Annotated in this window: 11 protein-coding genes; 4 read left to right on the top strand and 7 right to left on the bottom strand. The window is 64.9% G+C overall.

The features are described from left to right. Window positions 1-27: 27 nt before the first annotated feature. Window positions 28-669, bottom strand: coding sequence for a hypothetical protein (locus ACZK4Z_RS07175; RefSeq protein WP_125893489.1), 642 nt, complete (start codon window positions 667-669; stop codon window positions 28-30). A gap of 147 nt (window positions 670-816) precedes the next feature. Between ACZK4Z_RS07175 and ACZK4Z_RS07180 the strand changes: the two genes are divergently transcribed. Continuing rightward, complete coding sequence (locus ACZK4Z_RS07180; RefSeq protein WP_032127882.1) at window positions 817-2,118, top strand: MFS transporter; 1,302 nt, start codon at window positions 817-819, stop codon at window positions 2,116-2,118. Here the strand turns inward: ACZK4Z_RS07180 and ACZK4Z_RS07185 are convergent. The 3 genes from ACZK4Z_RS07185 to ACZK4Z_RS07195 all read right to left on the bottom strand — a co-directional run bounded on the left by ACZK4Z_RS07185 (window position 2,099) and on the right by ACZK4Z_RS07195 (window position 5,620). Further along, on the bottom strand, window positions 2,099-2,560 hold the full coding sequence (locus ACZK4Z_RS07185) for a bacteriohemerythrin (protein WP_004151683.1): 462 nt from the start codon (window positions 2,558-2,560) through the stop codon (window positions 2,099-2,101). The two genes, ACZK4Z_RS07180 and ACZK4Z_RS07185, sit on opposite strands and share 20 nt — an antisense overlap. Window positions 2,561-2,645: 85 nt before the next feature. After that, window positions 2,646-3,989 (bottom strand): diguanylate cyclase, encoded by a 1,344-nt coding sequence (locus ACZK4Z_RS07190; protein ID WP_032127881.1) that lies wholly within the window; start codon window positions 3,987-3,989, stop codon window positions 2,646-2,648. Between the two features lie 95 nt (window positions 3,990-4,084). Further along, window positions 4,085-5,620 (bottom strand): MASE1 domain-containing protein, encoded by a 1,536-nt coding sequence (locus ACZK4Z_RS07195; RefSeq protein ID WP_125893544.1) that lies wholly within the window; start codon window positions 5,618-5,620, stop codon window positions 4,085-4,087. Between the two features lie 346 nt (window positions 5,621-5,966). On the opposite strand from ACZK4Z_RS07195, the gene ACZK4Z_RS07200 reads away from it, so the two are divergent. Beyond that, window positions 5,967-6,386, top strand: coding sequence for a hypothetical protein (locus ACZK4Z_RS07200; protein WP_260467283.1), 420 nt, complete (start codon window positions 5,967-5,969; stop codon window positions 6,384-6,386). A 109-nt stretch (window positions 6,387-6,495) separates the two neighbouring features. On the opposite strand, the gene ACZK4Z_RS07205 is transcribed toward ACZK4Z_RS07200, so the two are convergent. The 3 genes from ACZK4Z_RS07205 to ACZK4Z_RS07215 all read right to left on the bottom strand — a co-directional run bounded on the left by ACZK4Z_RS07205 (window position 6,496) and on the right by ACZK4Z_RS07215 (window position 11,213). Beyond that, window positions 6,496-8,091, bottom strand: coding sequence for an MASE1 domain-containing protein (locus ACZK4Z_RS07205; protein WP_260467284.1), 1,596 nt, complete (start codon window positions 8,089-8,091; stop codon window positions 6,496-6,498). Window positions 8,092-8,276: 185 nt separating this feature from the next. Then, on the bottom strand, window positions 8,277-9,884 hold the full coding sequence (locus tag ACZK4Z_RS07210; RefSeq protein WP_125893495.1) for an MASE1 domain-containing protein: 1,608 nt from the start codon (window positions 9,882-9,884) through the stop codon (window positions 8,277-8,279). Between the two features lie 51 nt (window positions 9,885-9,935). After that, the gene (locus tag ACZK4Z_RS07215; RefSeq protein ID WP_125893497.1) at window positions 9,936-11,213 is read right to left on the bottom strand and encodes an NAD(P)/FAD-dependent oxidoreductase; all 1,278 of its coding nucleotides are present in this window, start codon (window positions 11,211-11,213) and stop codon (window positions 9,936-9,938) included. A gap of 162 nt (window positions 11,214-11,375) precedes the next feature. Here ACZK4Z_RS07215 and ACZK4Z_RS07220 point away from each other — a divergent pair, with 162 nt between their 5' ends. Next, window positions 11,376-12,137 carry a gamma-glutamyl-gamma-aminobutyrate hydrolase family protein gene (locus tag ACZK4Z_RS07220; RefSeq protein ID WP_125893499.1) on the top strand — a complete coding sequence of 254 codons (762 nt, stop codon included), beginning with the start codon at window positions 11,376-11,378 and terminating at the stop codon, window positions 12,135-12,137. Continuing rightward, a complete protein-coding gene (locus ACZK4Z_RS07225) occupies window positions 12,134-13,531 on the top strand; it encodes a glutamine synthetase family protein (RefSeq protein WP_049423285.1) in 1,398 nt (465 codons plus the stop codon). Before ACZK4Z_RS07220 ends, ACZK4Z_RS07225 begins: the two co-directional genes overlap by 4 nt. Window positions 13,532-13,591 lie beyond the last annotated feature (60 nt).

Consider the following 13,591-nt stretch of genomic DNA (forward strand, 5'->3'; position numbering starts at 1 on the left):
CTCTACAGAAGGCAGACAGCTGTCGAGCTACCGGCAGCGGGTACTCACCTGCAGCACTGCCGCACGCAGCATGTCGCGGTCGGCTTCTTCGACGGCGTTCTGGAAATACTCCATGTCCTGCTTGCCCAGCTCGCAGGGGTCGACAATGTACCCCGGTGGCCACAAACCCAGCAGTTGCGCTACGCCATGCACGATCTGCTCCGGCGTCATCTGCCGGCGGATCCGGAAGTAATTGCGGCGCGGCGCGAATGCCGGGTGTATCTCGCGGCGACCAATAAGGCGCGGAGCGACACCCGCAGCGCTGATGCCGTCGCCACCGTCGATGCTGCCCGCCGGGAGGCCCAGGATCAGCGGCGCCGCAACGGCCGTTTCCTCTGCGGCTGGTAGGGTGGAATCTGTCTGGGCAGCCGGGGCAGGACGTGGCATCGCCGAAGCGGCCGGACGCGTCACCTGTGCGGAGCGCAGGGTAGGCTGTTGAGGCGCCAGCGTCGGCGGTTCCGGCGGCAGCCAGCGCAGCGAGATCCTTGCGTCGTCGTTACTGCGCAGCATGATCCTGCCGCTGCCCAGCAGCCACACTGCCATCAATCCATGCACCAGCAGCACCACCAGCCATGCCGCCATGCGCGGCAGCTTCGGCGAATCGGACCACGACAGCGCGACTGCAGTCATCGGCAAAGCATCCATGCAGGGACCGGTGGCGCAGCCTAGCGGGTGGCCCGAAAAATTCCGTTGGCATCGGTGTCGGCTGAAACCATCGCCCCGTGCGGCCACCGGCCCGTGGCAGAATCGGGCGATCCGCCGTTACCCGTGTTGCCGATGTCGACGATCACCGCTGCCGCGCCGTCCGTGAATTCCCCCAGTCGAGTCCTGCTGGCCAGCCTGATCGGCACCACCATCGAATTCTTCGATTTCTATATCTACGCCACGGCCGCCGTGCTGGTGTTCCCGCACCTGTTCTTTCCGGACAGTAGTGAGCAGGCGGCGCTGCTGCAGTCACTGGCAACGTTCGCGGTCGCGTTCATCGCGCGTCCGGTGGGCTCGGCAGTGTTCGGCCACTTCGGTGACCGTATCGGCCGCAAGGCCACGCTGGTGGCCGCGCTGCTGACCATGGGCCTGTCCACGGTGCTGATCGGTTTGCTGCCGACCCACGCGCAGATTGGCTTGTGGGCCCCCGCGTTGCTGGCGCTGTGCCGCTTTGGCCAGGGCCTGGGGCTGGGCGGCGAGTGGGGTGGGGCAGTGCTGCTGGCCACCGAGAACGCACCGCCGGGCAAACGTGCCTGGTACGGCATGTTCCCGCAGCTGGGTGCGCCGCTCGGCTTCCTGCTGTCGGCCGGCATTTTCCTGGTGCTCGGCCGCTGCCTGAGCCAGGATGACTTCCTGCAGTGGGGCTGGCGTATCCCGTTCGTGGCCAGCGCACTGCTGGTCGGCCTTGGCCTGTGGGTGCGCCTGAACATCCACGAGACGCCCGATTTCAAAAAGGCGCTGGAGCGCAAGGCGCCGGTGCGGCTGCCGATGTGGACGGTACTGCGTGACCATCCGGTGCCGATGTTGCTGGGCACCCTGGGCGCGTTCGCCACCTTCGTGCTGTTCTACCTGATGACGGTGTTCAGTCTCGGCCATGGCACCGCGGTGCTGGGCTACAGCCGCGAGCAGTTCCTGCTGATGCAGATGGCCGGCATGCTGTTCTTCGCGCTGGGTATCCCGCTGTCGGCGCGCTATGGCGACCGTTGGGGCACGCGACGCACGATGATCGTCGCCAGCGTACTGATCGTCGGTTTCGGTGTGCTGTTCGCGCCGCTGTTCCAGCCGCACAGCCCGTGGCTGGTCACTGGCTTCCTGTGCCTGGGCCTGTTCCTGATGGGCCTGACCTACGGCCCCTGCGGCACCTTCCTGGCCGAGATCTACCCGGTGGAGGTGCGCTATACCGGCGCGTCGCTGTCTTTCAACCTGGCCGGCATCCTTGGCGCGGCACCGGCGCCGTACCTGGCCACCTGGCTGGCCGAACGCTTCGGCCTGGTCGCGGTGGGTTACTACCTGTGCCTGACTGCGGTGGCGACCCTGTGCGCGCTGGTGGCATTGCACCGGCGCGCCCTGAGGCTCAACCAAAGAAGCGCTTGAGCGTACGCCCCAGCCAACCGCCCCCTTGGTGCTCGCGGGCGAACTGGTTCAGGTGCGCCTTGACCTGTTCGGCATAGGCCTGGTCATCACCGCGTATGTGATTGAACAGCCAGCGTGAGAGCATGGTGCGCAGTTCGTCGCTGATGTCCTCGCCGGCCTGGAAGCGCATGCGGTATTCCGATACCCGCTTGATGAAGACCTCATGCACGCGCTTGTGCGCGGCACAGAACGGGTAGCCCGCTTCTTCCATCAACTCTTCTTCAAATGCGAAGTGCGACATGGTGTAGTCCACGACCTCGTCGATCACTTCACCCACCGCCGCACGCTGCATGCTGGCCTGGGCCACGTGCAGGTGGTTGAGCATCTCGATGATGCGGCGGTGTTGTTGGTCGATCACATCGATGCCGATGTTCAGATCGTCCTGCCAGACCAGTAGTGCCATCCCCGGCTCCCCTTCGTGCGTATGTCGGGGCCGACTGTAGAGCCGCCGCGCGGGTGCGGCGTTGATCTGGATCAAAGCGGGCCGGTCAGGGCAGGGCCGGCTCGCGCGGGCGCAGCGGGCTGGCCACCGTGGTGCAGCTGACCCGGTTGCGGCCACCGGCCTTGGCCAGGTACAGCTGGCGGTCGGCCTCGGAGATCAGCCGATGCAGCGCATCACGCTGCGGGCGCAGGCAGCACAGGCCAATGCTGACCGTCATGCGAAGCGTCGCGGTGCCAATGTCCACTTCCAGTGCGGCGATGCGCTGTCGCAGTTCCTCGAAGTACTGCAGTGCCTCGTCCTGTTCCATGTCCGGCACCAGCAGGCAGAACTCCTCGCCACCGAAGCGTGCGATCAGGTCCTGGCTGCGTGCATGCGCGGCCACCGCACCGGCCACCGCACGCAGCGCATCGTCGCCGGCCTCGTGGCCGTGGGTGTCGTTGATGTGCTTGAAGTGGTCGATGTCGATCATCGCCACCGCCACGCACTGGCCATGCAGCTGCAGCTGCGGCAGCTGGCGCTGGCTCTGTTCCAGGAAGCAGCGGCGGTTGGGCAGGCCGGTAAGGAAGTCTCGGGTGGCCAGATCCTGCAGGGTGCCGATCAGTTCCAGCTGGTCCACGTTCTGCGAGACCCGGCAGAAGAATTCCTCGCGCGAGAATGGCTTGCGCAGGAAGTCGTTGGCACCGTTCTTCAGGAAGCGCGGGATCAGCGATGCGTCGGTGTTGCCGGAGATGCCGATCACCGCCACCTTGTCGCGTGAGCGCAGGGTGCGCAGGCGGCGGGTGAATTCCACGCCCTGCATGCCGGGCATCTCCTGGTCGACCACCGCCAGGCGGATCGCCGGATGCGCCTCGATCGCGGCCAGGCCCTCGTTGCCATCGGCCGCTTCGTGCACCTCATGGCCATACATGCGCAGCAGGGCGGCGGCATAGCCGCGCGCGGACGGGGAATCGTCCACCACCAGCGCCGCGATGCGGCGGTTGCGTTCCAGCCGCTGCACCAGCCACACCAGGTAGTCGATGCTGCCGGGGGTATTCTTCAGTACGTAGTCGATGATCTGCTGCTGCAGCACGCGCTTGCGCAGGTCCTCGTCGTACACGCCGCTGACCACCACGGTCGGCAGGTCGCGCTTGAGGAAGAACTCGACCACCGCATCGCGGTCGCCGTCGGCCAGCACCAACCCGGTCAGCACCAGGAACCAGCCGCCACCCTCGCTCAGCAGGCGATCGGCCTCGGCCAGGGTGGAGGCGATCACCACCGGCAGTTCCAGGCGCTGCTCGATGGCTTCGCGCAGCATGCCGGTAAAGGCACGGGAATTTTCGACCAGCAGGATCCGCTGCGGCAGCGGATCGGCCAGGTCGCCATCGACGGCGGCCTGCGGCAGGACGGGCATGATGCGGTGGCTCACGAAGGAGGGCTCGGCACGGATAGCGGCGGTTTCGGGTGTAACTTTAGCGGCGAACGTTGCGCGCCGGGCCAGATCCCGTGTCAGGCCGCCGCTGGCGAGGTGTGGGTGATCGATTCATGCAGGACCAGTCGCAGGCGATTGCCCCGGCAGTGGACCGTTCCGCCGTAGGCAAGCATCCGTCCGGCCAGACGCTCGACGGCCTGTTGGGTGGTGCGTGTCGACAGCGTGCAGTCACGGTCGAGCAGGCTCACGATAGCAACGATGCCGCGACGTCCGCCCGCCTGGCCACTTCGGGCACGCACGCAGACCTGCCCAGTCTCCAGCTCCAGCAGCAGTGACACCGCCTCGATCAAGGAGCGGTAGATGGCCAGTTGCAGATCCACAGTCAGCAGGCAGGGGTTACCCGCCAGCCTGGGCGGAATGACGCGATGCGTGTTGTTCCAGATCTCGCATGCGCCGCCTGCTTGCAGCGCGATGTACAACCCGACCTGTTCCAATCCAGTGGGGTAGACCATGCTGGCCTGCTCGCGGAACAGACGTGAGTGCACGGATGACGCGTGTTGCAGGCTGTTCGCCACGGCATGATGGCCCTGCGATTTGAGCCAGCTGACCATTTCAACGAGCGAGCTGTCCATGCCGTCGCCCAGACGCTTCAGATGGGCGGCCCGTTCACGCAGCTCACGTTCGCTGGTCTGGTGAGAACTGCGTGTCAGGCGCAGCGTCGTTTCCTCGGCCAGACCGCGGGATCGGGCGCGCTGATGGTGATAGCTGATGCTGGAACCGAGCGCAAGCAGCGCGACACTCATCACCGCCATGTTCTGTTGGGTGGAAAACGTGCCCAGATCAAACGAGGCCGGCAGGCCGGTGCTGGGGGTGGCGAAATGAAGTGGAAGGTTCAACAGTGGAATCGCGATGGCAGCGCCACGCCATCCATGCATGAAGGTCAGGGTGATGGCTGGGAGTGCCGCCAATAGCACAAGGTGGGTACGGGTCGAATGGGCATCCGTCGAAATCAGCTGCATGCACAGCCCCAGGGCCAGCATCAGAGCAATGGCCACGAGGGATGGAACGAGCAACCTCTTCTGCCATGGAGAACCGGAGCGCCGCCGGGCCCAAAGAAGGGCCAGGGGGGCCATGGTAATGATCGCGGCAAAATGACCAAATACGACTCTTTCGGCAGCATCCAGCAGGGTGTCCGGGGGAGGAACTGGCCACAGCAGGCGAGAAAGGCTCAGGTTGAGGCCGGTAACCGCAACCGCTGCCGAGATTGAAAGGGACAGCAGCCAGAATCCGGTGGCTGCCTCGGATATGGTTTTTCTCAGATGGAGGTGAACTACCAGCATCGCCATCGGCATCAGCAGCGTGGACGCCAGGATGACCCATTCCAGACCGTACTCGTCGATCGTAGGGATGCGCAGATATGCGAAGTAGCCCAATTCTCCCAGCAATACATAAGGCCATCGGCGTTGTGGAACGATCAAAAGCGCTGCCACGCGGATACCGGCGGGAAGGAAAAACTGGTCCAGGGAAAACTGTCGGGCGGAAACGCAGGCAATAGCGTACGCGGCAGCCAAGAGAAGCCCGGCCGGGTGCACTGGAATGCCGGCTAGTGCCATGTTCTTCACGGCGCTCCATCTCGGATGGGCTGGTACGCGAGCAACGCTCACATTCCCTCGGGGCGGTAACGGTCCAGCGGCGAAAGTAGCGGTACTTCGCGGGGTGTGCAACGGTATTGGCAGAAACTCCGCCGTTGTCCGTATCCACGTAGGGCGAGTGATGCGAACGGCGGGGTTGTGAGCGGCGCAAGTATGCTGACAGGGAAGCGTGTCCTGAGATTGTTCACGTCGCCAGGGGGGCACTCAGGGGATATTGCACTATCTACCAAGGCCGCGCCTGTGTTGCCTTGATGTTGTCCACCTTTCAATCATGGAGATGCCTGTGAGATTTTCCCGGTTGTCGAAGTTGAGCGCCGCTGCTGCGCTGCTGGTCGTTCCTGCGCTGTCGTTTGCATGCTGTCCCGGCGGAGGGCAGGGTGTACCACTGGCAACGGCTGGGTTGGGAGAGAGCCAGCCTGCGGCGCTTGATCTGAGTTCAGATCCCGCATGGCTTGTCTACGCATTCGAGCGGGATGGAGTGTCGTACTACCAGGTCAATGATCTGACCGGCCAGGTCAATCTGATCGTTGCCAACATCGAATCGACGTTCTGGGCATTGCCGGCCGGCAAGACCGTAGCTCGCGTGTCGTTGCCGTCCAAACCTTTGGCGATACCGAAGAATGCTCGCCGCAGCGTTGTCTTCCGCGGGCCTGATTTTTCTCTGGTCGTCTATGGAGAGGGCCGTGGGGCAGTCTGGTCCGTCGAGCGCGAGGTCAGTAGCAAATGACGGGCTGAATACAGGTGGCCTGCCTGTGGCTTGCTTCGCAGAGCGAGGAAACACCTCTGCGGGGGGCGAGCCACAGGCGTCGCCTGGGCTATCGATCGTCCGTCTGCGATCACTGGCGCGCGGGCGTCTCGCAAATGTCGTTTCGCTTGTATGGAAGTGTTCCGCGCTCGGCCTCGCCTGCAGTGTCCAGCAACACCATGGTGATGCGGTGGCCCCGGCATTGCACGCGTCCGGAATAGGCGTGCACGCGTGCAGAGAGGCGATCAATGGCGCTCTCCATGGTTCGCGAGGCGAGTGTGCGATGTCGGTCCAGCAGCGCGACCCTCAGCACGATACCGTGCACGCCTCTATAGCGACCGCAGCGAGCGCTGATCTGGATCTGGCCGGATTCGTCCTTCAGGAAAAGGGATACGGCTTCGGCAAAGGTGCGATACGCGGCAAGCTGCAGGCCCATGCTCAGCTGGCATGGATCCCCGCCAAGTATCGGACGGACGATGCGATGGCTGGCGTTCCAGGTTTCGCTGAGTCCCCCGGCACGCAAGGCGACATAGAGGCCTGCATGCTCGAGCTCCGTGGGATAGACCATACTGGTCAGTTCACGGAATCGTCGTGAGCGTTGCGAGAAGGTGCGGAGCAAATCAGACGCAGGAACTTCATGGCCATCGGCCTTGAGTTGTTGCACTGTCTCTCCCAGAGCCTCTTCGATGTCATCTGCAATCTGGCGCAGGCCCAGCGCGCGTTCGCGCAGGTCCTGCTCGTTGGCAAGATGCGCCGAGCGCGAGAGTGCATTGACCCGCGATGCTGACATCGCTACAGGTGTGCGCTGATTGTAATGATGGGTGATGCGCGGTCCCAGCGCGATAAGCGCTGTACTAGTGATGGCAATGATCTGCTGGGTGAAGAAAGTGGTCTCGTCGAATGACCCGGGCAGACCTGTGGTTGGCATGGTCTGGCTGAGGATGATGTTCATCAGAGGAACACCCACAGCCGCCCCTCGCCAACCGTGCATGCAAGTCAGTGCGATGACTGGCAGCACCAGCAACAACTGCAGCGTTGCTCGTGCCGAGTGATCCTCCGTGCTGACCTGGAGCAGCAGGGCGCCCAGCATGCCCAGCGAAGTGAGGGCTGCGATGGTCGGTCGGCGTCGCCAGGTCGTCCAGTCATAGCCGCTGTGTCGGCGTATCCAGAGCAGCGCCAGGGGCGCGACCGTAAGGATTGCAATGTAGTCGCTGAGCACGTAGAGCATCGCGTTCGTGTAGAACGGCATGCTCGGCGGAACTGGCCACAGCATGTGAATCAGACCGAGCTTGAGAGCAGTGGCCACCAGCGCAGCGGATGCCGCGATCGAAAGCAACCAGCTTTCGGTAGTGGAAGCAATCAGCTTGTGATGAAGATGAACGATCAGCGCCACTGCTGGTATGAGGCATGCGGATCCGAAAATGACCCAGGCCATTCCGTAATCTTCAATCATCGGATAGCGCATGTGGGCGAAGTAGGCATACTCGCCAAGTACCAGATAGGCCCACATTCGCTTCGGGGTCAGCAAGAGCGCCGCAACACGGATTCCAGCCGGAAGGAAGAACTGATCGACGGAAAGGTGCCAGGTGGTCCAGCACGCGACAGCGTAGAGTACCGCCAGCGCAAGGCCTGCCGGGCGGATACGGAAACTCAGCTCAAACCCATTTCTCAGCCACTTCAAACGCAAGCCTCCCCTGCTCGTCGAACACTATCGCTGTCCAGTCGATACATGACGCACTCCCTTCAGCGCGACAGTATCGATAGATTCAGATGGGCGCAATCTCACCCTACTATCCGTGATGCGGACATACGAAAAGGAGACTTGGAGAATGTCACGACAAGGTTGTGATATTCATCGCATTTTTCACCGGGCTACAAAGAGTGGGGGGCTGTCCCGGGCGGCTGCAGTCCGGCAGGTACACCGGTTCCCCAGACCGAGGCCTCTTCGCCCTGTGATGCATCGGCTGCTTCAACCAGCATCAGCCTGATTCTCCTACGGCCACAATGCAGCGCACCACGATAGGCGGTTATCCGAGCAGATAATTGGGACGTTGCAAGATCGAGGGTTGCCGTTGACAGCGTCTGATGCGGATCCATCGCCGCAACCACAACGACGATGCCGCGGTGGCCGGCACGTTGCCCGCAGCGGGCCTGGACCATGAGCTGGCCTTTCTCGCTGCCCAGGAGGATCGAAACTGCTTCGACGATCGAGCGATAGGCTGCCAGCTGCAAGCCGGGGCTGAGCTGACACGGATCACCCACCAACCTGGGTTGCCCGATTCGATGCGTGGCATTCCACGCCTCACGCACTCCACCCGCCTGCAAGGCCACGTACAAGCCCAGCCGTTCCAGGGCGGCGGGATAGATCATGCTGGCCTGGGCCCGGAACAGGCGTGAATGCACCTCCGAGGTATGCCGCAGGCTGTCGGCCACGGCGTGATGGCCCTGCGCATGCAGCCAGTTCACCATTTCGTTCAGCGACAGGTCCATGCCATCGCCCAACTGGCGCAGATGGGCCGCGCGCTCACGCAGGTCCATCTCGCTGGCCAGATGTGAATTCCGTGCGAGCTGCAGGGCCGCTCTGCCATCTTCCTCGCGCAACCGGTGCTGGTTCTGGAAGTGGGTGATGCGTGCGCCAAGCAGCAGGAGGGCGATGCTGGCGATGGCCATGGCCTGCTGGGTAGCGAAAGTGGCCGGGTCGAATGCCGTCGGATGGTCGGCGGGGGTGCTGACGCCAAGAATCATGTTAACGGCGGCGACACCGATGGCCGCACCGCGCCATCCCAGCAGGCAGGTCAGGGCGATTGCGGGAATAGGCAGGATCAACAACAACTGCAGCGAGCCAGGCGCCGTGATCGAGGCAGGTACCGGAGTCGCCTGCAGGCCAACGACCAGCATGGCTGCGAGTGCTCCTGCCACAGCAGCAACTGACCGGGGCGTCCATTGCTCCTCGGCGCGACGGATCCAGAGCAGTGCGAGTGGCGCCAGGATGAGGATGCCGGTGAAGTCGCCCAGCGCATAGCGCAACACGTTGGTGATGAATGATGCGTTCTGCAACGGCTCCCAGAGCAGGTACGAGATTCCCAGGTTGAGCAGGCTGATGACCGTCGCGGCGCATACCGCAATGGAGATCACGCCGAGGATCGTGGTGCGCGCAAGCAGCTTCCGGTGCAGGCGCACGATCAGCATCACGGCGGGCATCAGGAACACCGAGGCCAGGATCACCCAGGTCAGGTTGTATTTGCTGATCAGGGGGATGCGCAGATGCGCGAAGTAGGCGTATTCACCAATCAGCAGGTAGGGCCACAGTCGAGGCGGGCACAACAGCAATGCGGCCACCCGTACGCCGGCAGGCAGGAAGAACTGGTCCAATGACAGCTTGCGCGCACCCCAGCAGGCGACGGCATAGACGAGTGCGAGCACCAGCCCCTCGGGGCTGACCCGTATCCTCACCAGCAGGCCGTCTTTCCACCACTGCATCCACGTGCTCCCCCAGCTCCTGCACCGATTATGTGGGCGGGAAGGGTTCCGCTACCACAACGCATCCCGCAGCTTGTACCACGACATCGCTGCCACCAGCAGCGGCATCCGCAGCAGCCGCCCACCAGGGAAGGGCGCGTGCCGCAGGCGCTGGAACACGTCCAGACGCTCGCTCTGGCCGGCAATGGCGGCGGCGATCACCTCGCCGGCCAGCCCGGCGGCGGCCACCCCATGGCCGGAGAACCCCTGCGCGAAGTACAGGTTGCCGTCCAGCCGACCCCAATGCGGGGCGCGGTTGCGGGTAATGTCCACATAACCACCCCAGACCTGGTCCAGTGCCACGTCGGCCAGCTGCGGGAACACCTGATGCATGCGCCGCTGCATCACCCCGCGCAGGCCGGGTGGGGGCAGGGCCGAGTAGCTGGCGCGGCCGCCGAACAGCAGCCGGTGGTCGTGGCTGAGGCGGAAGTAGTCCAGAGCCCATGCGGTGTCGGCCACGGCCATGTTGTTGCCGATCAGCGCCCGGGCGCGTTCAGCACCCAGCGGTTCGCTGGCGCCGATATAGGTGCCGACCGGCATGATCCGCCGCTCCAGCACGGGCAGCAGGCCCTGCAGCCAGGCGTTGCCGGCCACCACCAGATGCGCAGCGCGCACGCTGCCCTGAGCGGTATGCAGGGAAGGCTGTGGTCCCCGCTGCACGCGGGTCACCGCGGAGTTCTCGTGGATCACCACGCCGGCGGCGCGCGCCGCGTCGGCCAACCCGCGTGCATACGCCAGCGGTTGCAGGTGCGCGCTGAGCGGGTCGAACATCGCGGCGCGGTAGCGTGGGCTGTCCAGCTGCGCGCGCAGGGCATCACGGTTCCACCATTGCATCGGGTAGTCGTAGTGGCGCTGCAGGTGCTCGCAGTTGGCCAGTAGTTCACGCTCATGCCGTTCGCGGATGGCGACGCTGGCATGGCCTTCCACCCAATGGCAGTCGATGCCGTGGCGATCGATGCGGGTGCGCATCGCCTGCACCGCGTCACGCGACCAGTCGAACAGGTGGCGTGCATCGTCGCGGCCGAGCTGGCGCTCCAGCTCGTCCACCTCGCAGCCATAGCCCACCAGCGCCTGGCCACCGTTGCGACCGGACGCGCCCCAACCGATCCGCTGCGCGTCCAGCACCACCACGCGCTGGCCACGCGTAGCCAGTTCCAGTGCTGCGGTCAGGCCGGTGTAGCCCGCGCCAAGCACTGCGACATCGGCCTGCACATTCCCCTGCAGCGAGGGAAGTGCGGGCGGCTCGGGCAAGCTGGCGGCGTACCAGCTGGGCGGGAAGGCGGCGCTCATCGCAGGCCTTGCGGGCGCAGTACGGACGGGCGGAGCGCGGGGAGGGCGATCAGCGTTCACGCGCTTAGTTTCGCCGATGCGTGACGGCCATGGTGTGACGGCGACGACTTGCCGCGTTCGCCGGGCGACGGGTAACGTGTCGGCACGCCAAGGAGTTTTCCCATGCGCCGCCTGCCCTGGGTGGGCCTGCCCACCGACAGCACCGTGCTCGGCCATCACCGCTTCGCGGTGGCCGGCGAGAAGTACGTGCGCGCGCTGGCCGAGGCGGCCGAGGTGACCCCGGTTGTGTTGCCGAGCCTGCAGCCTCCTTTGCCGGCTGGCGAATGGCTGCAGGGGCTCGATGGCCTGCTGTTGACCGGCGCGGTCAGCAACATCGAACCGCAGCACTACGAGGGCGGCCGCAGCTGGCCAGGCAATCCGCACGACCCGGCCCGCGATGCCAATGCCTTCGGGCTGCTGCGCGAAGCGCTGGCGTTGGACCTGCCGGTGCTGGCGATCTGCCGCGGCTTCCAGGAGCTGAACGTCGCGCTGGGTGGCAACCTGCATCCGCAGGTGCACGCGGTGCCTGGTCTGGCCGACCATCGCGAAGACCCGCAGGCGCCGGTGGAGGTGCAGTACGGGCCGGCCCACACGGTCACCCTGGCCGCTGATGGCTGGTTGGCGCGGTGGAGCGGCAGTGACCGGACGCAGGTCAATTCGGTACACGGGCAGGGTATCGCTCGTCTGGCGCAGGGGCTCCAGGTCGAAGCCGTGGCCGATGATGGCCTGGTCGAGGCGGCACGCAGCCTGCACCATGATTTCGTGCTCGGCGTACAGTGGCACCCGGAGTGGCGTGTCATGGATTCGCCGTTCTATCACGCTATTTTCCGTGCGTTCGGCCAAGCTTGCCGGCAGCACCAACAGAACCGACTGGATTCCCGATGAGTTCCCGAACGCGCCCGCGCAAGACGGCTACGCCCCCCGCACCGCAGGAAAGCAGTCTGCTGCGTTGGCTGAAGGAGCGGCGCATCACCGAGGTCGAGTGCCTGGTGCCGGACATCACCGGCAACGCGCGCGGCAAGATCATTCCGGCTGACAAGTTCTCGCACGACTACGGCACGCGGCTGCCCGAAGGCATCTTCGCCACCACCGTCACCGGCGAGTTCCCTGACGATTACTACGACCTGACCTCGCCGTCGGACTCGGACATGATGCTGCGCCCCGATCCGGACACGGTGCGCATGGTGCCGTGGGCGGCCGATGCCACCGCGCAGGTCATCCACGATTGCTACACCAAGAGCGGTGAGCCGCACGAGCTGGCACCGCGCAACGTGCTGCGCCGCGTGCTGGCGGCCTACGCCGAGCTGGGCCTGCGCCCGGTGGTGGCGCCGGAGCTGGAGTTCTTCCTGGTGCAGAAGAACACCGACCCGGACTTCCCGCTGCTGCCACCGGCCGGCCGCTCCGGGCGTCCGGAAACCGCGCGGCAGTCGTACTCGATCGATGCGGTCAACGAATTCGACCCGATTCTCGACCTGATGTACGACTACGCCGATGCGATGAAGCTGGACGTGGACACGCTGATCCACGAATCCGGCGCCGCGCAGCTGGAGGTCAACTTCACCCACGCCGATGCGATGGACCTGGCCGACCAGGTATTCCTGTTCAAGCGCACCATGCGCGAGGCGGCGATGCGCCACGGGGTGTATGCCACGTTCCTGGCCAAGCCGATGGAAAACGAGCCGGGCAGTGCCATGCACATCCACCAGAGCCTGGTGCGGGTGAGCGATGGCAGCAATGTGTTCGCCGGTGAGACCCATGCTGAGGGCGAGTTCAGCCCGGTGTTCGGCCACTACCTGGGCGGCCTGCAGAAGTACGTGCCGCAGGCGATGGCCTTCTTTGCGCCGAACGTGAATTCCTATCGCCGGCTGGTGTTCGGCGAGGTCTCGCCGAGCAACGTGCACTGGGGCTATGACAACCGCACCTGCGGGCTGCGTGTGCCGCTGGACACGCCGGAGAACATGCGCGTGGAAAGCCGTTTCGCCGGGTCTGACGCCAATCCCTATCTGGCGATGGCGGCGACCCTGGCCTGCGGCCTGCTGGGCATTCGCGAGCGGCTGGCACCGGATGCGCCGGTGACCGGCAGCGCCAAGGAACTGGGCTACAACCTGCCGCGCTCGCTGGGCGAAGCGCTGGACGGGCTGGAGCAGTGCAGCGAGCTGCAGGCGCTGCTGGGCGAGCGCTTCTGCCGCGCCTACATCTCGGTCAAGCGCAAGGAATATGAGACCTTCTTCCGCGTCATCAGCTCGTGGGAGCGCGAGTTCCTGCTGCTGAACGTCTGAGCATCTGGAATAGAAAAATCCGCCGCCGGGGGGTAGGCTGGCACCCGTCGCCGGCCCCGC

The organism is Stenotrophomonas sp. 71799_Sma, assembly GCF_056482505.1.